This window comes from Rhodococcus sp. Leaf233, assembly GCF_001426165.1.
GTDB lineage: Bacteria > Actinomycetota > Actinomycetes > Mycobacteriales > Mycobacteriaceae > Rhodococcoides > Rhodococcoides fascians.
In genome coordinates this window covers 559,709-578,665 of the sequence record NZ_LMRO01000009.1, presented here as the reverse complement: position 1 = coordinate 578,665, position 18,957 = coordinate 559,709, and the positions used below count along the sequence as shown (strand labels likewise).

20 protein-coding genes are annotated in these 18,957 nt (G+C 64.9%); 10 read left to right on the top strand and 10 right to left on the bottom strand.

Annotated features, from left to right (window positions below; translation table 11 throughout):
- The first annotated feature begins 65 nt into the window (after positions 1 to 65).
- The gene (locus ASH04_RS13440) at positions 66 to 968 is read left to right on the top strand and encodes a DMT family transporter (protein WP_027495937.1); all 903 of its coding nucleotides are present in this window, start codon (positions 66 to 68) and stop codon (positions 966 to 968) included.
- Positions 969 to 974: 6 nt separating this feature from the next.
- Here the strand turns inward: ASH04_RS13440 and ASH04_RS13435 are convergent, their stop codons facing one another.
- Complete coding sequence (locus ASH04_RS13435; RefSeq protein ID WP_027495936.1) at positions 975 to 2,303, bottom strand: cryptochrome/photolyase family protein; 1,329 nt, start codon at positions 2,301 to 2,303, stop codon at positions 975 to 977.
- Positions 2,304 to 2,454: 151 nt separating this feature from the next.
- On the opposite strand from ASH04_RS13435, the gene ASH04_RS13430 reads away from it, so the two are divergent.
- Genes ASH04_RS13430 through ASH04_RS13420 form a run of 3 tightly spaced genes read left to right on the top strand, consistent with a single transcriptional unit; the run spans position 2,455 to position 4,697 of the window.
- A complete protein-coding gene (locus ASH04_RS13430) occupies positions 2,455 to 2,661 on the top strand; it encodes a hypothetical protein (RefSeq protein ID WP_032365896.1) in 207 nt (68 codons plus the stop codon).
- A 9-nt stretch (positions 2,662 to 2,670) separates the two neighbouring features.
- Positions 2,671 to 3,399, top strand: a complete 729-nt coding sequence (locus tag ASH04_RS13425; RefSeq protein WP_057473699.1) for a response regulator transcription factor — start codon at positions 2,671 to 2,673, stop codon at positions 3,397 to 3,399.
- On the top strand, positions 3,396 to 4,697 hold the full coding sequence (locus tag ASH04_RS13420) for a sensor histidine kinase (protein WP_027495933.1): 1,302 nt from the start codon (positions 3,396 to 3,398) through the stop codon (positions 4,695 to 4,697). The genes ASH04_RS13425 and ASH04_RS13420 overlap by 4 nt, the downstream gene beginning before the upstream one ends.
- Positions 4,698 to 4,708: 11 nt before the next feature.
- On the opposite strand, the gene ASH04_RS13415 is transcribed toward ASH04_RS13420, so the two are convergent.
- Both ASH04_RS13415 and ASH04_RS13410 read right to left on the bottom strand, forming a co-directional pair.
- The gene (locus ASH04_RS13415; RefSeq protein WP_027495932.1) at positions 4,709 to 5,068 is read right to left on the bottom strand and encodes an FKBP-type peptidyl-prolyl cis-trans isomerase; all 360 of its coding nucleotides are present in this window, start codon (positions 5,066 to 5,068) and stop codon (positions 4,709 to 4,711) included.
- Between the two features lie 84 nt (positions 5,069 to 5,152).
- Positions 5,153 to 5,827, bottom strand: coding sequence for a DUF2848 domain-containing protein (locus tag ASH04_RS13410; RefSeq protein WP_027495931.1), 675 nt, complete (start codon positions 5,825 to 5,827; stop codon positions 5,153 to 5,155).
- A 130-nt stretch (positions 5,828 to 5,957) separates the two neighbouring features.
- Here ASH04_RS13410 and ASH04_RS13405 point away from each other — a divergent pair, with 130 nt between their 5' ends.
- Positions 5,958 to 7,307 (top strand): MFS transporter, encoded by a 1,350-nt coding sequence (locus ASH04_RS13405; RefSeq protein WP_027495930.1) that lies wholly within the window; start codon positions 5,958 to 5,960, stop codon positions 7,305 to 7,307.
- Here ASH04_RS13405 and ASH04_RS13400 read toward each other — a convergent pair.
- A complete protein-coding gene (locus ASH04_RS13400) occupies positions 7,279 to 7,920 on the bottom strand; it encodes a GntR family transcriptional regulator (RefSeq protein WP_027495929.1) in 642 nt (213 codons plus the stop codon). The two genes, ASH04_RS13405 and ASH04_RS13400, sit on opposite strands and share 29 nt — an antisense overlap.
- A 46-nt stretch (positions 7,921 to 7,966) precedes the next feature.
- Between ASH04_RS13400 and ASH04_RS13395 the strand changes: the two genes are divergently transcribed.
- Positions 7,967 to 8,767 (top strand): carbon-nitrogen hydrolase family protein, encoded by an 801-nt coding sequence (locus tag ASH04_RS13395; RefSeq protein ID WP_027495928.1) that lies wholly within the window; start codon positions 7,967 to 7,969, stop codon positions 8,765 to 8,767.
- Positions 8,768 to 8,828: 61 nt separating this feature from the next.
- On the opposite strand, the gene ASH04_RS13390 is transcribed toward ASH04_RS13395, so the two are convergent.
- Positions 8,829 to 9,656 carry an alpha/beta fold hydrolase gene (locus ASH04_RS13390; protein WP_027495927.1) on the bottom strand — a complete coding sequence of 276 codons (828 nt, stop codon included), beginning with the start codon at positions 9,654 to 9,656 and terminating at the stop codon, positions 8,829 to 8,831.
- A 47-nt stretch (positions 9,657 to 9,703) separates the two neighbouring features.
- On the opposite strand from ASH04_RS13390, the gene ASH04_RS13385 reads away from it, so the two are divergent.
- Entirely contained in the window at positions 9,704 to 10,321 is a 618-nt protein-coding gene (locus ASH04_RS13385) for a TetR/AcrR family transcriptional regulator (protein WP_027495926.1), read from the top strand.
- Positions 10,322 to 10,520: 199 nt separating this feature from the next.
- Here ASH04_RS13385 and ASH04_RS13380 read toward each other — a convergent pair whose 3' ends face one another.
- The 5 genes from ASH04_RS13380 to pdxH all read right to left on the bottom strand — a co-directional run bounded on the left by ASH04_RS13380 (position 10,521) and on the right by pdxH (position 15,716).
- Complete coding sequence (locus tag ASH04_RS13380) at positions 10,521 to 11,819, bottom strand: citrate synthase (protein ID WP_027495925.1); 1,299 nt, start codon at positions 11,817 to 11,819, stop codon at positions 10,521 to 10,523.
- Between the two features lie 70 nt (positions 11,820 to 11,889).
- On the bottom strand, positions 11,890 to 12,861 hold the full coding sequence (locus tag ASH04_RS13375) for a carbohydrate kinase family protein (protein ID WP_027495924.1): 972 nt from the start codon (positions 12,859 to 12,861) through the stop codon (positions 11,890 to 11,892).
- Complete coding sequence (locus tag ASH04_RS13370; RefSeq protein WP_057473956.1) at positions 12,858 to 13,787, bottom strand: aldose 1-epimerase family protein; 930 nt, start codon at positions 13,785 to 13,787, stop codon at positions 12,858 to 12,860. Before ASH04_RS13370 ends, ASH04_RS13375 begins: the two co-directional genes overlap by 4 nt.
- Positions 13,771 to 15,093 (bottom strand): MFS transporter, encoded by a 1,323-nt coding sequence (locus ASH04_RS13365; protein ID WP_052053171.1) that lies wholly within the window; start codon positions 15,091 to 15,093, stop codon positions 13,771 to 13,773. The genes ASH04_RS13370 and ASH04_RS13365 overlap by 17 nt, the downstream gene beginning before the upstream one ends.
- A 5-nt stretch (positions 15,094 to 15,098) precedes the next feature.
- Positions 15,099 to 15,716, bottom strand: a complete 618-nt coding sequence (pdxH, locus tag ASH04_RS13360; RefSeq protein ID WP_032365893.1) for a pyridoxamine 5'-phosphate oxidase — start codon at positions 15,714 to 15,716, stop codon at positions 15,099 to 15,101.
- Between the two features lie 134 nt (positions 15,717 to 15,850).
- On the opposite strand from pdxH, the gene ASH04_RS13355 reads away from it, so the two are divergent.
- The 3 genes from ASH04_RS13355 to ASH04_RS13345 all read left to right on the top strand — a co-directional run bounded on the left by ASH04_RS13355 (position 15,851) and on the right by ASH04_RS13345 (position 18,923).
- Positions 15,851 to 16,969, top strand: a complete 1,119-nt coding sequence (locus ASH04_RS13355; protein ID WP_032371300.1) for a citrate synthase 2 — start codon at positions 15,851 to 15,853, stop codon at positions 16,967 to 16,969.
- A 69-nt stretch (positions 16,970 to 17,038) separates the two neighbouring features.
- On the top strand, positions 17,039 to 18,160 hold the full coding sequence (gene serC, locus ASH04_RS13350; RefSeq protein ID WP_032365891.1) for a phosphoserine transaminase: 1,122 nt from the start codon (positions 17,039 to 17,041) through the stop codon (positions 18,158 to 18,160).
- 91 nt (positions 18,161 to 18,251) lie between these two features.
- Positions 18,252 to 18,923, top strand: coding sequence for a rhomboid-like protein (locus ASH04_RS13345; protein WP_032371302.1), 672 nt, complete (start codon positions 18,252 to 18,254; stop codon positions 18,921 to 18,923).
- The last annotated feature ends 34 nt before the right edge of the window (positions 18,924 to 18,957 follow it).

Here is an 18,957-nt window from a genome sequence, read left to right as displayed (position 1 = left end):
AACCGAAGCAACCATGGCCGAAACCCGCGCGCCATGGGGCACTCCCGCACGATAGCGTCCTCGGCATGACAGATCTCGACACTCGCCCCGCCGTCGACTGGCTCGCCCTCGGTGCGGTCACCGTCACGGTGATCTCGTGGGCCTCGGCCTTCGTCGCCATCCGCGGCGTCGGTGAATCGTTCGGTGCCGGCCCACTGGCTCTGGGCAGGCTCCTCATCGGATCGTGCGCCCTCGGCGCGATCGTGCTGGTCAGGAGACAGTGGGTCAAGCCGAACCGCACTCAGTGGTTACAGATCGCCAGCGTCGGCGTGTTCTGGTTCGGCGTCTACAACGTCGCCCTCAACGCCGCCGAGCAACGTGTCGACGCCGGAACGACGTCGATGATCATTCAGATCGGCCCCATCCTGGTGGCGCTGTTCGCCGGTCTGCTTCTGGGCGAGGGCTTTCCGAAGTGGTTGGTGATCGGTGCCGGTATCGCGTTCGCCGGTGCCGTCATGGTCGGCGTCGTCACCGCCGTGACCACCACCTCGACCACCAGGACGGACGCCGACTTCCTCGGCATCGCACTGTGTCTCGTATCCGCAGTGACCTATGCGATCGGAGTACTCAGCCAGAAGCCGGTACTGCGCACGGTCCCCGGCCTGCAGGTCACCTGGATGGCCTGCACCATCGGCGCGGTCTGCACACTCCCGTTCGCGCCTGCTCTGCTCGACGACCTGTCGACCGCCTCGGCCGGAGCCACCGGCGGATTGCTCTACCTCGGCCTGGTTCCCACCGCGCTGGCGTTCAGTACCTGGGCTTACGCGCTGACGCGCATGAACGCGGGCAAGCTCGGCATCACCACATATGCGGTACCGCCGATCACCATCACTCTGGCCTGGTTGTTGCTCGGCGAGATACCGCACATTCTCGCCGTCGTCGGCGGTGTCATCTGCCTCGTGGGTGTCGGATTGTCCCGCAGGAAATAGCAGCCGTTACAGCGCCTTGAACCGCGCGATAGCAACCTCACGCTCGTGCTTGTGGTCGACGATCGGATCCACGTACTCCTTGGGTCGGCCGAACTTCAACGTGTGCACGGCTTTTCCCTCCTCGCCGCGTAGCTCCGGTACCCAGCGCCGGACGTAATCGCCCGTCGGATCGAATTTCTCACCTTGGGTGATCGGGTTGAACACCCGAAAGTACGGCGAGGCGTCGGTACCGGTGCCGGCGGTCCACTGCCAGCCGTGCTGATTGTTGGCCAGATCGCCGTCGACGAGATGCTGCATGAAATAGCGGGCACCTCGCCACCACGGCAGGTGCAGGTCTTTGACGAGGAACGACGCGACGATCATACGGACCCGGTTGTGCATCCACTTCTCCGAGTTCAATTGCCGCATACCGGCATCGACGATCGGAAAGCCGGTCTCACCCTTGCACCAGGCGTCGAACAGCTCGTCGGCGTGCTTGCCCGAGTCCAGTTCGATCTTGTCGAACTTCTTGACGTAATTCTCCCGCGCGCTGTCGGGGCGCTGAAACAGGATGTCGGCGTAGAAGTCTCGCCAGCAGATCTGCCTCCGATACGCAGCGGCACCCTCGTTGCGGAGCTTGCCCAGGTCCGCCAGCATGGTGCGCGGATGAATGGTGCCGTATTTCAGATGCACCGACATCCGGCTCGTCGAATCCAGGTCGGGGCGGTTGCGTTCGTCGTCGTACTTCGAGACGTCGTCGAGAAAATCCTCCCACTGCGCCCGTCCGGCCTTCTCCCCTGCGTCGGCGTCGGAGGTTTCCGTCTCGCTCGGAATCTTCGCCCGCTTCACGCCTTTCACGTCGTCGGGGTCGATCCACGTCACGGTTTTCGCAGACGTATCGGCCGGTCCACGCCAACCGTGTTCCATCCACTGCCGTGAGTACGGCGTGAACACCTTGTACGGCTCACCGTCGTTCTTGGTGATCCGTCCGGGCGCAACGGCATACGGCGACCCGGTCTCGACCAGCGTCACCTTCTCACCGACGCGCTGGTCCCGCTCCCGGCCGTATGGACCGTAATCGGCGCTGATGTGCACCTCGTCGGCGTCGATCGCCTTCGCCACCTTCGGCACCACCGACTCGGGGTCGCCGTGCACCACCATCAGTCTTCCGTCGAGCTGCTCGTTCAGTGCCTCGAGCGACCGGAACAGGAAGTCCTTGCGCGGACCGCCGGAGGGCTTGAGCAATCGGTCGTCCAGTACGAAGAGCCCCAGTACCGGATCCCCGGTCTCGGCAGCGGCGGTGAGGGTGGGCAGATCCCCCAGTCGGAGATCACGGCGAAACCAAACGAGCGACATGCCGTCAGTCTTACCCAACCCGGCTACGAGCAACCCCCATCACTGTTTCGGGGATTCTCAGAGAATCGCCAATCCATGCTCACCGCCGCCGCAACATCGGCCTCTACCTTGGGAAATACGCCGATCAGCCGCGAGCAGAGGAGAGAACATCATGACGAACATCCGCCCCTTCCCCGGTGCCCTCTCCCTCGTCGAGAGCACCTGCACGTTCGAGAAGTACTACGAGCAGCTCTATGCCAAGGCACCCGCCCTCGCCTGGACCCTCGACGCCGACGTCGATCGCCGCACGGCCCTGGAAGAATTCTTTGCCAAGACGCCCGAGGAGCGGCGTACCACCGTCGACAGCTGGGTTGCCTAGCATTGGGAGGTGACCGAATCGCCGAGCACCCCCGCCACCGTCCTCGTCGTCGACGATGACACCGATGTGTTGTCGTCATTGCAGCGCGGCCTACGCCTGTCCGGCTTCACGGTCATCACGGCGTCGGACGGGGCCGAGGCGCTCGGCGTGGTGTCGCGCACCTCGCCCGACGCGATCGTGCTGGACATCAACATGCCGGTGCTCGACGGCGCAAGCGTCGTGACTGCGTTGCGCGCCATGGGGAACGACATTCCGATCTGTGTTCTCAGCGCCCGCAGCTCTGTGGACGATCGCATCGCGGGTCTCGAATCCGGTGCCGACGATTACCTCACCAAACCGTTCGTGCTCGCCGAGCTGGTGGCCCGCATCAGGGCCATGCTCCGACGGCGCGGCACCAGTCCTGTCCTTCCGGCAGCCGATCCCGGGCTCCCCAATTCGGCTGTCGCAGTAGGCACTCTGGTTGTCGATATCGCGGGGTACCGAGTACACCGCGGCGGCGTCGACATCGATCTCACCAAGCGCGAGTTCGAGTTGCTGGCCATTCTCGCTCGTAACAAAGGTGTCGTACTGACGCGCGAGCGACTCCTCGAATTGGTCTGGGGATACGACTTCGTCGCCGACACCAACGTCGTCGACGTGTTCGTCGGCTATCTACGCCGCAAACTCGAGAGCGACGGCTCGCCGCGCATCCTGCACACCGTCCGCGGTGTGGGCTTCGTCGTGCGGGAGTCGGTATGAGTTTCTCACTTCGCGCCAGGGTCGCGGCGGCGACTGCCCTCGGTGCCACCCTCGTCGTGGCGGCCCTGGCCGTGGTGACGTCGGTGGCCATTTCCCGTAACAACGTCAACCAGCTCGACGAGCGTCTGACGACGGCATCGCAGGTGCTGGTCCCGAACTCGTCGACGCTGGAAGCCTTCATCGATCAGCTGTCCGGCGCGTTCGCTGTCACCATTCGCAGCGGAGACATCGTCGTCGCCTCGACGCCGACGCGGTTGCCGGCCCTCGACACCGGTTCTCAGACAGTGGATGTGGACGGTCAGCGGTTTCGGGTCTACACCGCGACCTCGACCGTGGTCTCGTCCGTGTCCATCTCCATCGGTGTCCCGGCCATCGAGGCGCAGCAGGTGACCGACGAGCAACAGAGACAGGTGATCCTGCTGGGGCTGGCGGCGGTCGCCGTGTCGACGGGCCTGGGTTGGCTGTTCGGAGGACGTGCCGTCAGACCGCTGGTGACGCTGACGCGGCAGGTCAGCGCTCAGCCTCCGTCGGCGCCGCAGACCCGAACCGGAGTCACCGAGGCCGACGAGCTCGCGGTCGCGATCGGGGGCATGCTCACCCGACTGAACGAGGCACAGGAACGCACCAATGCCGCCCTGGACACGGCGCGCGATTTCGCGGCCGTGTCGGCCCACGAGCTGCGCACCCCGTTGACTGCGATGCGTACCGACATCGAAGTGTTGCGCACCCTCGACCTCGAGCGCGCGCAGCAACAGGAAATTCTGACCGACCTCGAGCGCACCCAAGGCCGAGTCGAGACGACGCTGACCGCGCTCGAACGATTGGCATCGGGTGAATTGTCCAGCGAGGGCGACCGGGTCGAGACCGACATCATCGACATCTGCGACGTCGCCGCGCAGGATGCGCAGCGTCAGCACCCGGGTCTGGACGTTCGGGTGGAGTCGGAACCGGAGTGCGAGATCACGATTCGCGCACTACCCACCGGAGTTCGACTCGCTGTGGACAACGCGATCGGCAACGCCGTCCGGCACGGCGGGGCGAGCACCGTCGTCATTCGCGTCGAGCGCGCGGACGCGCTGGTCCGAATCCTGATCGACGACAACGGATCCGGCGTTCCGGTGGACGAACGCGAATCGGTGTTCGGACGCTTCGAGCGTGGAGCCGGAGCCGCGAAGGGCGGCTCCGGCCTCGGTCTCGCGCTGGTGGCCCAGCAGGCCGAATTGCACGGTGGCCGCGCATATCTGGCAGACAGCCCCCTCGGGGGTGCCCGATTGGTGCTCGAGCTACAGGACCGCTGACGAGAGATCTGCTACTTGACGTCGAGCAGATCGATGACGAAGACGAGCGTCTTGCCGGACAGACGGTGACCTGCGCCGGCGGGGCCGTACGCGAGCTCCGGCGGGATGGTGAGCTGGCGGCGTCCGCCGACCTTCATCCCGGGGATGCCGTCCTGCCAGCCCTGAATGAGACCACGGAGCGGGAACTGGATGGACTCGCCGCGGTTCCAGGACGAGTCGAACTCCTCGCCGGTGTCGAACTCGACGCCGACGTAGTGCACCTCTACGTTTCCGCCCGGCACTGCCTCTGCGCCGTCACCTTCGACGAGGTCGACCGTCACCAGATCCAACGGTGCCGGTCCGGCTTGAAATTCGATCACTGGCTTCGTCACTGAAGTCTCCTGCGGTTGTGCCGGCCCGCCGACGCCGACTGCGGTGTTCTGGGCATGGTCGGCACCGATTTTACGTCGTCACGGTCAGCCGATCGGAGCTGGCATCAACATCGTCTTGTATTCGCAGGTCAGCGTATTGCCGGTTGCGGGGTCGGACATCTCGACCTTCCAGGTGTCGGCGAACTGGTTCACACCGGGGTGCATCGAGATGGTGCCGGAGATCAACACGGTTCCACGGGCGAACAGTCCACGGTCGGCGAGCACGTCGAGCCAGTAGTGCGGAGCGAGAAGATCACCGAGTGTTCCGGTCTGAATTGCGACGCCGTCCGCCCACGCGGTCAAGGTGATCTCGTCCAGCCGATCGGCGACCTCCGACAGACGCCACGCGCCGGTGCCGAGCACATCGGGAGCCGCGTTCTTGCTCCACGCGACACTGTGCACCTCCAGGTCACGGTCGGTGTGATCGCAGGCGACCGTCAGCAGCACGTCGTCGATCGTGTCGCCCAGGATCACCAGCGCCCACTCGGCCTCGCCCGACGTACGGCCGTGCTGGACGGCAACGGCGTCCGTCTGCTGCGCCAGGTACGGCGAAATGGGATACAGCGCCGGGGTCACCGTCGGAGCCGGAACGCCCAGTTCGGCCAGCTCCGCGATGTGCGACGCCACCTCCTCCTGGTTGCGTCCGGCGTACCCGGCGTTGAGCAACGCGTTCACCTCGACCGATTCGGAGGTGCCGTTGGGCAGCGTGAATGTGAGCATCAGTAAGGACCCTCTCCTCGTAAATTTTCTGTTTCCGATGCGCCCAAAGGCTTGCGCATACGTCTTGTATACAGCAAGTATGGAGCACGTACAACGGATAGAGTGATCCCAGGCACACGAAGGAGTCGTCATGACCGAACCTGTTTCGGTAGATAGAAAAGGCCTGGCCAAGGCCTTTGCGGCCAGCCTCACCGGAACGGCATTGGAGTGGTACGACTTCGCGGTCTACTCGGCCGCCGCAGCTCTGGTGTTTCCGCTGGTCTTCTTCCCGGACAGTGACCCACTGACCGGGACTCTGTTGGCTTTCTCGACATACGCCGTCGGGTACGTCGCCCGTCCGGTCGGAGGGTTCGTCTTCGGACGGCTCGGCGACGTCATCGGACGAAAACAGCTCCTCGTCATCACCCTGATGTTGATCGGTGTCACGACCTTCGCCATCGGTCTGATCCCCGGATACGACTCCATCGGCATCGCGGCACCGATCATTCTCGTCACGATGCGCTTCTGTCAGGGCGTTGCCGTCGGCGGCGAATGGGGCGGAGCCGTTCTCCTGTCGAGCGAATACGGCGATCCACGCAAACGCGGATTCTGGTCCTCGGCAGCACAGATCGGACCACCCGCAGGCAACCTGCTCGCCAACGGTGCACTCGCTGTTCTGACGCTGACATTGACCGACCAGCAGTTCGAGTCCTGGGGATGGCGCGTGGCGTTCCTTTTCTCCGCGGTACTCGTCGGATTCGGTCTATGGATCCGGTTGAAGCTCGAGGACACCCCGGTGTTCAAGGCGCTGCAGGAAAGCGGCGAACGTTCCGAGGCACCGATCAGCGAAGTGTTCAAGACCGAACTGCGACCCCTGGTGGCTGGCATCATGTCTCGTGTCGCGCCGGACGTCATCTACGCGCTGTTCACCGTCTTCTCCATCACTTACGGCACACAGAAGTTGGGCTTCGAGCGCAGTGAGGTACTGACCGCCATTCTGATCGGGTCGGCATGCCAACTCGGCCTGATCCCGCTCGCCGGAGCGGTGTCCGATCGCATCAACCGACGCCTCGTCTACGGCGTCGCAGCCGTGGGCGGTGTCGCGTGGAGTGCGATCTTCTTCCTCGTCATCGGCGGAGGATCGCTACCACTGCTGATCCTGGGTGTGGTGGTGGGCCTGGCGTTCCACTCGTTCATGTACGGGCCACAGGCAGCATTCGTCACCGAGCAGTTCAGCGTTCGGTTGCGCTCCACCGGCAGCTCGTTGGCGTACACGATCGCCGGTGTCTTCGGTGGTGCGATGGCCCCGCTGATCTTCGTCTACCTGTTGGACAAGACGGACAGCTGGGTGCCGATCGCCGGGTACATCGTCGTCGTCGGTGCCGTGACACTCGTCGGCCTCGCCCTCGGACGCAACCCGGACCCCACCGAGGACGAGCACTACGTGCTGCTGGGCCAGCAGCACGAAAACGCTACGCGCGCAACAGAGTCTGAAGCGTGACCTCGAGGTGAGCGTCGATCTTCTCGTGCACCAGGCCCTCGTCGCCGGCACTCAGTGCGTCGATGATGGCCTGGTGCTCGGCGCACACTCGGTGTTGCCGGTTGGCGGCGGTGAACAACGCACTCAAGCCCACTCGGAGCTGACGCGCCCGCAAACCGGCATACGTGCGCGAGAGCAGATCACTGCCCGCCGAATCGATCAAACTCTGATGGAACGTCCCGTCCCAGTCGATGAATTCCTTGGGAGCGTCGGTGCTGTCGGAGTTCATCAGCAGCTCCTGCTGATGCAACGCATGCTGCATCGCCGCGATCGGAGCGTCACCGGCACGCAACGCCCGCGACGCCGCGTGCCGTTCCAGAACGCCGCGCAGATCCATCAATTCGCCGATCTGTCGTCCGGACATCGCCGGCACATGGGCACCGCGCTTGGGCACCATCTCGACCAGACCCTCGGACTGCAGCATCAGCAACGCCTCACGCACCGGCGTGCGCGATACGCCGATTCGAGTCGCAAGTTCCTGTTCGTTCAGAAAAGTGCCGGTGGCGGCCGGTGACGACAACACCTGATCACGGACGAACTGGTACGCCTTGTCCCTCCCCGACAGTGGTTGCATACGATATGTATACCTGTCTTCCCCCGACGAAACCAGGAGTCACACCGTGAGCTCGACTATCCGCATCAGCCTGGCCCAGATCACCAGTGGCGAAAACCCCACCGAGAACCTCGAACTCATCGAGACCCACACCCGCGCCGCGGCGCACGCAGGCTCGGACCTCGTCGTGTTCCCGGAGGCGATGATGCGCTGCTTCGGCGGACCCATCCGAAAGTTCGCGCAGCCACTGGACGGCGAATGGGCACAGACCGTTCGTCGGATCGCGTCCGACGCCGGCATCACCGTCGTCGCCGGAATGTTCACTCCCGCGCCCGACGACAGAGTGACCAACACACTGCTCGTCACCGGCCCGGGCGTCGAGGCGAGCTACGACAAGATTCATCTGTTCGACGCGTTCGGATTCGCCGAATCCGATACCGTCGCACCGGGTTCCGACCCGCTCGTGCTCGACATCGCGGGAGTCCGCGTCGGCTTCGCGACCTGCTACGACATTCGCTTCCCTGCCCTGTTCCAGAAACTCGGCGACCTCGGTGCCGAACTCGTCGTGGTACCGGCGTCCTGGGGATCGGGTGACGGCAAAGTGGAGCAGTGGACCCTGCTCGCCCGCGCACGCGCCCTGGACTCGACCACTTTCATCGCGGCCTGCGATCAAGCCGAACCTGCTGCCGCCGAAGGCAATGCCCCACTGGGCGTCGGCCACAGCATCGTCTGCTCCCCCACCGGCGAGATCCTCGGCCAACTCGACGCGACACCCGGCATGCTGACGATCGACATCCATACCGAGCTGGTCGACGCCGTGCGCAAGAACCTGCCAGTGCTGAAGAATCGCAAGCACTTCGACGCCTGAGTGCGCCGCGAACTCGAAGTTATGGACGAATTCTGGCCCAAATCCGTCCATAACTTCGAGTTCAGCGAGGATCTGCGCGCCTGGACCAGAACTCGTCGACCACCTCGGCCAGTCGATCCGGCTGCTCCAACGCCGGTATCACCCGCGCGCCGCTGACGGTGACCTCGCGCGCATCGACCATCGTGGCGACCACGGCGCGGGCCTCCTCCGGCGTCCATTCACCACGATCGTCGGTGGTGACGAACAGGGTCGGACACGTCAAGGCCCGTGCAGCCCAATTCAAGTCCGTTCGATTCAGAATCGCCGTTTCGATGGCCAGGATGGTCGCCCGACGGCCCGCCCGCCCGATTGCGTCGCGCAGCAACTGCACCGCCTCGGGGTCGTGAGCTCGGGAGTGATCGGTGAAAATGGTTTCCTCGATGGCCGATCGCACCGGGCCACGAAGCCCGACAAGATGATACAGCGGCAGCAGCATGCGGACCTTGCGACGCAACGGCTCGTCGATGGGATGCGTCGGCGCACTGATCGCAACGAGGGTCGAGATCAAATCCGGTCGTCGCGCGGCTACCTCCATACCGACATGACCACCCCAAGCATTTCCGACCCAATCGACGCTGCCGAATCCCCATCGGCGCTGCATCTCTTCCACTAGTTCGACAGCGGCATCGGCACACGCCGAGATATCGGCGGCTTCGCTCAACGGGTCGCTCGAACCACAGGATGGGGCGTCGACCAGGTGCACAGTCCGAGCTGCAGCCAGCTCCGGCAGGACGCGATCCCAGCTCGAGGAGTCGACGAACATGCTGTGCCACAGCACAACCGGCGGTCCCGTGCCCGTCACTCGGACGTGTAACCGACCGAGTCGAGTAGGAAAGTGGTACTCGTTCATAGTTAACATTACACAGCGTAATCTCAATTATGTCTAGACTGCGTCTCATGGCCAGGACTTACTCGTCGGACCTGCGTACCGAGCGCGCTCGACTCAACCGCGCCGCAGTGACCGACGCCGCACATGCGATGTTCCTGAGTCGAGGATGGGTCGCCACCACCATGGCCGACGTCGCGTCGGCTGCCGGTCTGACCCGGCAGACCGTCTACCAACAATTCGACGGCAAGCTCGCGTTACTGGACGGATGCATCGACAGTGCGCTCTCGAACGGCCTGGACTCGCCCGTCCGCCAGTTGCCGGACTACGAGAAGATGGGCACCGGAACGTTCGAGGAACGACTCGCCGCCGGCGCGGCCTGGCTCCGCGGGGCACATGAGCGATCCGCGGCCATACAACACGTGCTGGACGAGGCCGCAGTAGTGGATCCAGTTGCTGCGCAGCGACTCTCGGTCCGCGAGAAAACGCGATGGGACGAGAACCGTTGGGCAGCAGGGCTGATTCTCGGCGGTCCTCCGCCGGACATCGTCGTCGACGCCATGTGGTTGCTCACGGCTCGCTCGGTGTGGCTGAGATTGACCCGCGAGCGCGGATGGACCTCCGAGCAATGGGAGCAGTGGTTCATCGCGCACGCTCGAACAGAACTGCAGCCGCGAACTCGAAGTTAGGGATGGATTCCGGCCGAATCTCGTCCATAACTTCGAGTTCGCCGGGACACCAAGCCCCGTCACGCAGCGAGATCGCAGTTGTGCAGCCAAGAGTGGCCATATCACCTGCGTAACTGCGAACTCGGCGGGATACGCAGGCCGTAAACGACAACGCCGCCGACTCCCGAGGGGAGCCGGCGGCGTTGTCCTGCAGCAAGAGCTAGCGGGAGCTGACGTCCTGGTAGTCGCGCTCGGTGTAGCCGGTGTAGATCTGGCGCGGACGGCCGATCTTGCCGGTGGTGTCCTCGTTCTGCTCGCGCCAGTGCGCGATCCAGCCCGGGAGACGACCCATCGCGAACAACACCGTGAACATGCGCGGCGGGAAGCCCATCGCGCGGTAGATCAGGCCGGTGTAGAAGTCCACGTTGGGGTACAGCTTGCGCTCGACGAAGTAGTCGTCGGTCAGCGCGGTCTCTTCGAGCTTGAGTGCGATCTCGAGCAGTTCGTCGCCGTTGCCCAGCTTGCCCAGGATCGTGTGTGCGGTTTCCTTGACCAGCGTCGCGCGCGGATCGAAGTTCTTGTACACCCGGTGTCCGAAGCCCATGAGCTTGACGCCGTCTTCTTTGTTCTTCACTCGACGCAGGAAGTCGGTGGCGTCGCCGCCTTCGGCCTTGATCTTGTCGAGCATCTCGAGCACGGCCTGGTTGGCGCCGCCGTGCAGCGGGCCCCACAGTGCGTTGATGCCGCCGGAGATCGAGGTGAAGAGGTTGGCCTGCGAGGATCCGACGAGGCGGACCGTCGACGTGGAGCAGTTCTGCTCGTGGTCGGCGTGCAGGATGAGCAGCATGTCGAGTGCCTTGACGATCTCGGGATCGACCTCGTACGGCTCGGCGGGGAAGCCGAACGTCATGCGCAGGAAGTTCTCGACCAGGCTCTTCGAGTTGTCCGGGTACAGGAACGGCTGACCGACCGACTTCTTGTAGGCGTAAGCCGCGATGGTCGGCAGCTTGGCCAGCAGACGGATGGTGGAGAGCTCGACCTGCTCGGGATCGTTGGGCTCGAGCGAATCCTGGTAGTACGCCGACAGTGCGTTGACCGCGCTCGACAGCACCGGCATCGGGTGCGCGTTGCGCGGGAAGCCGTCGAAGAAACGCTTGAGGTCCTCGTGCAGCAACGTGTGGCGACGGATGCGGTCGGTGAACGTCTCGAGCTCGTCCTCGGACGGCAGCTCCCCGTAGATCAACAGGTAGCTGACCTCGATGAACGACGACTTGCCCGCAAGCTGTTCGATCGGGTAACCGCGGTAGCGCAGGATCCCCGCGTCACCGTCGATGTACGTGATGGCCGACTTGGTGGACGCGGTGTTGACGAACCCGCCGTCCAGCGTCGTGTAGCCGGTGGTCGCCAGCAGCTTTCCCAGCTCGATACCGTTGTTGCCTTCACTGGCCTCGGCAATCGACATGGAATATTCGCCACCGGGGTAGGTGAGGGTGGCTTTGGCATCATTCTCAGCGGGCACGAATGGTCCCTCTCGAACTCGTGTAACGGACACGTACTTAAAACGGACAGTTCTAACGTCGCTAGTGAAACTAGTCTCTCGGTGCCTCGGACGCCCAGGGAGGGTCGGCACCGGGTCGTGAAACCGTGATCGCGGCTGCCGTGGCAGCGAACGAAAGAGCTTGCCGCCAATCCTCCCCGGTCATCTCCTGTACCGCTTTCGATGTGATAATGGTCTCTTTTTCCAGGTAGCTCAACAGTGCGCCGTGCACGGTGTCACCAGCGCCGATCGTGTCGACGACGTCGACGGCAACGCCCGGTACCGACACCTCCTCGGCTGCTGTCACTCCCGTGGCCGTCGTCTCCCCGGACGCGGTGAACACCGAGATTCCGTCTCCGCCGCGGGTCATCACCACCGCGGTCACCCCGGCGGCGAGCCAGTCGTCGACGGTGGTGCCCTGGGTGCCCAGTCCCAGCCAGTGCGAGTCGTCCTCGGACACCTTGAGAATGTCGATGCTCGGCAACCACGAGCGAAAGCGATCGCGGAATCCGTCGGCGGTGATGTCGCCGCTGGTGCTGTCGATGGCGGCCGGGCGAATGTTGGGGTCGAGCATCGTCAGCTTGCCCGCGGCCCGAGCTCGATGCAGCAGTTCGGCGTACACCGACGCGCCGGGCTCGTACAGCAACGACAACGTGCCGAAGGACAGAACGCTGATCTCGTCGGGCAGATCACCGGGATCGGCAACAAGTCGGTCGGCCGTGCCATCGGCGTAGAACGAGTACTCGGCGCTGCCGTCCTCGGCGAGGGTCGTCATCGCCAACGTCGTCGGCTCGTCACCGCGCTGCACCCATGAGATGTCGACCCCGGCATCGCGCAGACTCGCCAGGATCTGCTCGCCGAACGAGTCGCGGGAGATGCGGGAGAGATAGGCAACCGGCGACCCCAACCGACCGATCGAGATGGCGACGTTGAACGGCCCGCCGCCGAGTTTCGGTGAGAGCAGCGGCCCCTCGTGCACCGGCACCAGATCCACCAATGCTTCGCCGCACACCAGAATCGTCACTTCTCGTACTCCATTCCCCAGCTGCCGGACCAGGTCTGCCCCGGGTCGAGCACGATCAGATCGATCTCGGAATTCAACGCGTCGGGCGGGCAGGTCATCGGTTCGATCGCCAACGCACGTCCCCGATCCGGGTACGCCTGATCGTTGGCGGGATCGGCGGTGAACACCTGCACCCACCCGAAGTTGCTGTCGGTCCACAGCACCGTCGCGGTGCCGTCGGGGCCACGCAGTGTGTGCTTCGCGCGTCCGTCTACGTCCGGCACCGAGGCACTGAACGGAGTGTCGAGCTGCACGCCCTCGAGGTTCCGAGGCTGCCGAAAGTCGCACTCGGTATCGGCCGTCGGCACCGAAAGCCCTACGGGCAGATTGCGTACCGGATCGAGCGGCAGCCGCGTACCCGCGGACAGTTCGAGCGTGCATTCGTCGAGGGGTACGTCCCCGACACGCACGTAGGTATGGAATCCCATTCCGTACGGCGCAGCCGATTCGCCCGTGTTCGTCGCCGACGCGGTCACCGTCAGACCGTAGTCGGACAGCTCGTGTGCCACCGTCAATCGCAACGAGAACGGCCAACCCTCGTGCGTGCCGATGTCCACGCTCTGCTCGACGCGAGACTCGGTGTGCTCGTCGAGAGTCCACTCCACCCGTCGGACGAAACCGTGGCTCGCGTTGTTGCGGGCCGGTTCGGTGATCTCCAACCGATGTTCGACGCCTTCGAACGCGAACGTTCCGTCGGCCGTTCGATTGGGCCACGGGGCCAACACCAGTCCCGCCGACAGCGGCGGCTTGGTGCCCGCCTCCCACGTTTCGGTGAGCGGTGAGCCGTCGTATTCGAGGACCCGCAGGCCCGCTCCGACAGCAGCGACGTCGGCGCGATACTTGCCGCTCGTCAACGAATACGTCTGCGCCTCAGCTGTGGGAGCCATGCGAGCCATTGTCCACGACGGTGTCGTCCACCGTCTTGCTACCGACGATTGCGCCCACTCGGTAGCGAATGAATGCCGGTAGCGCGAGGGCTGCGATCGAGACACCGATGACCACCAGCACACCACCTCCTGCGGCGGCCGCGGCCGTCCCCACCGAGGCCGCTGCCGCGCCGTGCAGAACATCGCCGATCCGGGGCCCTCCCGCGACGACGACGATGAAGACGCCTTGCAGTCGGCCGCGCATCTCGTCGGTCGCCACCGTCTGCAGCATCGTGCTGCGGAACGCCGCCGAGATCATGTCGGCACCACCACCGAGCGCCAGAAACGCCAGTGCGAACCACAGGGCAACGGTCGTCGCTCCGTCGGTCGCTGCACCGACGGCGAGCCCGAATCCGATCATCGCCACGCCCCAGACGACGATGCAGATCAACACCGCAAGTCCTTGACGCCGCACGCGCGGTAGCCAACCGGAGAACACTCCACCGAGCACCGCTCCCGCGGACATCGCCGCGAACAGCATGCCCAGCACCGGCCCACCCGAGGCCGGGTCCCCGAAACTGTCGTGGGCGATCTGCGGGAACAGCGCCCGAGGCATCCCGAACACCATGGCGATGATGTCGACGACGAACGACGCCAGCAGCACCTTCTGGGTCGCGAGGTACGCGAAACCCTCGAACACCGAACGTAATCCGGCGCGTTGACCGGACTTGGCCGGCGGAATGCCCGGCAGCCTGATCACCGCCCACAGCGTGGCGAACAGTGCGATGGTGTCGATCAGGTAGAGCGTCTCCAGTCCGATGTAGTAGATGAGGATGCCTGCACTGAGCGGACCGGCGATGGCACCGAAGTTCATCACCGTCATGTTCAGAGAGTTCGCGGCGGGCAGCTGCCCCGCGGGCAGGATTCGCGGCAGTATCGCACTGCGGGTCGGCTGATTGACGGCGAAGAAGGCCTGCTGAACTGCCAACAGCACCAACACGATCCACACGTTGTTCAGTTGCAGGAACGCCTGCAACCAGAACAGTGCCGACGTTCCGATCAGGCCGAACGTGGTGATCATCAACAAGGTTCGGCGGTCCATCACGTCGGCCAGGGCCCCGCCCCACAGCCCGAACACGATGAGGGGCACCAGAGCGAACACGCCCGTCAAGCCGACGTAGGCCGAGCTCAGGGTGATCTGATAAACCTGTTGCGGCACAGCGACGATCGAGAGCTGCGCGCCGATGACGGTGACGATGTTCGCCAGCCACAGGCGGCGATATGCGGGAGTCTTCAGCGGGGTCGTGTCGGCCAGGATGCCGCGCAGCCCGCTCACGGTTGCAGTCGCTCGATCACACCGCTCGCCGGCATCACTCGAATTCTGTTGTGCATCCGGCTGGTTCGACCCTGCCAGAATTCGACGATCTCCGGTTCGACGCGGATGCCGCCCCAGTTCGGCGGTACCGGCACCTCGCGTCCGTCGAACGTCGCGGTGACCTCGGCCAGTTGCGCGGCGAGAGCGTCGCGAGACACGACGGTTCGCGATTGCTCCGACGCCCATGCGCCCAGCTGCGAGCCGCGCGGTCGCGTCCGCCAGTACGCCTCGGTGGTGTCTCGATCGACTCTGGTGACCGGTCCGCGGACGGTGAGCTGACGGGCGACGCCGATCCACGGAAAGGTGATGGACGCGTACGGCGTCGACGCCAATGCGCGGCCCTTGTCCGAGTCGTAGTTGGTGTAGAACACCACGCCCTCGGCGTCGAGGTCCTTGCACAGGACGGTGCGGGTCGCGGGCCTACCGGCAGCGTCGACCGTCCCGAGCACGATCGCGTTGGGCTCGGGCAGATTCGCAGCAACGGCGTCCGAGAGCCACTGCCGGGCCAGTGGCAACCAGCCGTCGCTCAGGGCGTCGACGTCGAGATCCTTGGGCTCGCCGTAGTCCACTCGCATGGTGGCCAGGCGCTGTTCGTCTGCAGACACGAACCCAGACGCTACTCCCGCGTAAAAGCTCGCTATGGTTTCCGCAAGCACGCCCGGATGCGGCGCAGAGCCGGGCGCAGTCGCGACGAGGGAGTCCACAGACCATGGCTGTTCAACACGTTCCCGAAGATTTCGTTCCCGGTCTCGAAGGTGTGGTCGCCTTCACCTCCGACATCGCCGAGCCCGACAAGGACGGCGGCGCACTGCGTTACCGCGGAGTCGACATCGAGGAACTGGTTGCACAGGGCGTCACCTTCGGCGATGTGTGGGCGCTGTTGGTCGACGGGGAATTCGGCCGCGGCCTGCCACCGGCCGAGCCGTTCCCCCTGCCCATCCACACCGGTGACGTTCGCGTCGACGTGCAAGCAGGCCTGGCGATGCTCGCTCCCATCTGGGGATATCAGCCGGTACTCGACATCGACGACAGCACCGCCCGCGACAACCTGGCCCGCGCCTCGGTGATGGCGCTGTCCTACGTCGCGCAGTCCGCTCGCGGGATCTACCAGCCGGCTGTGCCCCAGAGCCGCATCGATCAGGCGGCCACCGTGACCGAGCGCTTCATGGTCCGCTGGAAGGGCGAGCCCGACCCCGCCCACGTCGCCGCCATCGACGCCTACTGGGTCTCCGCCGCCGAACACGGCATGAATGCATCGACGTTCACCGCCCGCGTCATCGCCTCCACCGGAGCAGACGTCGCAGCATGCCTCTCCGGAGCCATCGGCGCGATGTCCGGCCCACTGCACGGCGGCGCCCCGGCCCGCGTACTGCCCATGATCGAAGAAGTCGAGAAGACCGGCGACGCCCGCGCGCTGATCACCGGAATCCTCGACCGCAAGGAAAAGCTCATGGGCTTCGGGCACCGCGTCTACCGCGCCGAGGACCCCCGAGCCCGCGTCCTGCGCGCCACCGCCAAGCGCCTGAACGCTCCGCGCTACGAGGTTGCCGCCGCGCTCGAACAAGCCGCGTTGACGGAACTGCGCGAACGCCGCCCCGATCGTGCCATCGAGACCAACGTCGAGTTCTGGGCCGCCGTGATCCTCGACTTCGCCGAGGTACCCGCGCACATGATGCCCGCGATGTTCACCTGCGGACGCACCGCCGGCTGGTGCGCTCACATTCTCGAGCAGAAACGCCTGGGCAAGTTGGTGCGCCCGGCAGCCCTCTACACCGGCCCCGAACCCCGCACCCCCGACTCCGTCGACGGCTGGGAGCTGATCCGGTAGTCGACGGTGTCATGACACCCGACTAGCCTGTGGAGGCCATATTCCATCGACGCTAGGACGCGCTACTCCATGGCCGATTTGCCGATCATTCCCGCCGATCTTCTTCCCGCCGACGGACGCTTCGGTTGCGGCCCGTCCAAGGTTCGCCCCGAGCAGCTGCAGTCCCTGGTCGACGTCGGTGCGTCCGTGTTCGGCACCAGCCACCGGCAGAAGCCCGTCAAGGACGTCGTCGGTCGCGTACGCAGTGGTCTGAAAGACCTGTTCTCGCTCCCCGAGGGCTACGAGGTCGTGCTCGGCAACGGTGGTACCACCGCGTTCTGGGATGCCGCTGCGTTCGGTCTCATCCGGGAGAAGTCGCTGCACCTGACCAACGGTGAGTTCAGCTCGAAGTTCGCCTCGGTGGCCAAGAACAACCCGTTCATCGGCGATCCGATCGTCGTCAAGGCAGAGCCCGGCAGCGCGCCCGAGCCCACGTCGGATCCGTCCGTGGACCTCATCGGTTGGGCCCACAACGAGACCTCGACGGGCGTGGCCATCCCGGTCAGCCGTCCGGCCGGCTCGGAGAACGCCCTCATCGCGATCGACGCCACCTCCGGTGCCGGCGGTCTTCCGGTGAACGTCGCCGATTCCGACGTCTACTACTTCGCTCCGCAGAAGTGCTTCGCCGCCGACGGTGGCCTGTGGGTCGCGCTGATGAGCCCGGCCGCGCTCGCCCGCGTCGACGAGATCGCCTCCAGTGGCCGGTGGGTTCCGGACTTCCTGTCGTTGCCGATCGCCGTCGACAACAGCAGCAAGGACCAGACGTACAACACCCCCGCCGTGGCGACGCTTCTGCTCTTCGCAGACCAGATCGAATGGCTCAATTCGCAGGGTGGCCTGGACTGGGCCACGAAGCGGACCGCGGACTCGTCCTCACGCCTGTACGACTGGGCCGAGAACAGTGACTTCGCAACGCCGTTCGTGACCAACCCGGATCACCGCAGCCAGGTCGTCGGCACGATCGACTTCGACGAGAAGGTCGACGCGGCCCAGGTCGCCAAGATCCTGCGCGCCAACGGCGTCGTCGACACCGAGCCGTACCGCAAGCTCGGCCGCAACCAGCTGCGTGTCGGTATGTTCCCGGCCATCGAGCCGGACGACATCACCGCACTGACGAAGAGCATCGACTGGGTCGTCTCCACGCTGAGCTAGTCGGCAGCCAACTCACAGCTCGAACGCTCCCTTCGAGGCCTACACTTGCTATCAATTACGCAAGCGTAACGACCTCGGAGGGAGCGTTCGCATGTCCAGGCTCCTGTCCGTCGTTCTACGACTGCGGGTGACGCTCGTGTACTGCCTGCTCACAGCCGCAGGAACCGTCACTCTTGGGCAGATCGGGCCGCACGATCGTTGGCATGTGCTGCACGCCGCGAGCACCAACCTGCACAATCTCACCGACGGTCATCTCGCCACGCTCGTCACCAGCGCCTTCCTCACCGAAGGCCGGCCCGATTGGTGGTGGCTCGCCTCGGTCGCCATCCTGTTCGCCGTCGCCGAGTGGGTCTCGGGGTGGCGCCGGTTTCTGCTCACGTTCTGCGCCGGGCACATCGGCGCGACGGCACTGGTAGCTGTCGGGCTGTTCGTCGGCATCCACGTCGACTGGTTTGCCGACTCGTTGGCCGTAGCCGTCGACGTCGGGGTCAGTTATGCCGCAGCTGCGGTGGCGGGGTCCTTGATTCGATACCTGACGATGCCGTGGCGCGCAGTGTGGGGCGCATTGTGGATCGCCGTTGTCGCCGCCGGAGCCATCACGGATCCCTCGTTCACCGCTGCCGGCCACGCCCTGGCGCTGACCATCGGACTCGGACTCGGCGTGTTCTTTCTTCGCCGAGACGCAATGCCCTTGTCGCGCAACCGAATCGATTCGACTTCGGCCGATCGGGTGCAACCGAGCGCGCAGCTGTCTACTCTCTGAGAAAGAAACCGACGCCACCGCCGCGAGGCGTGTC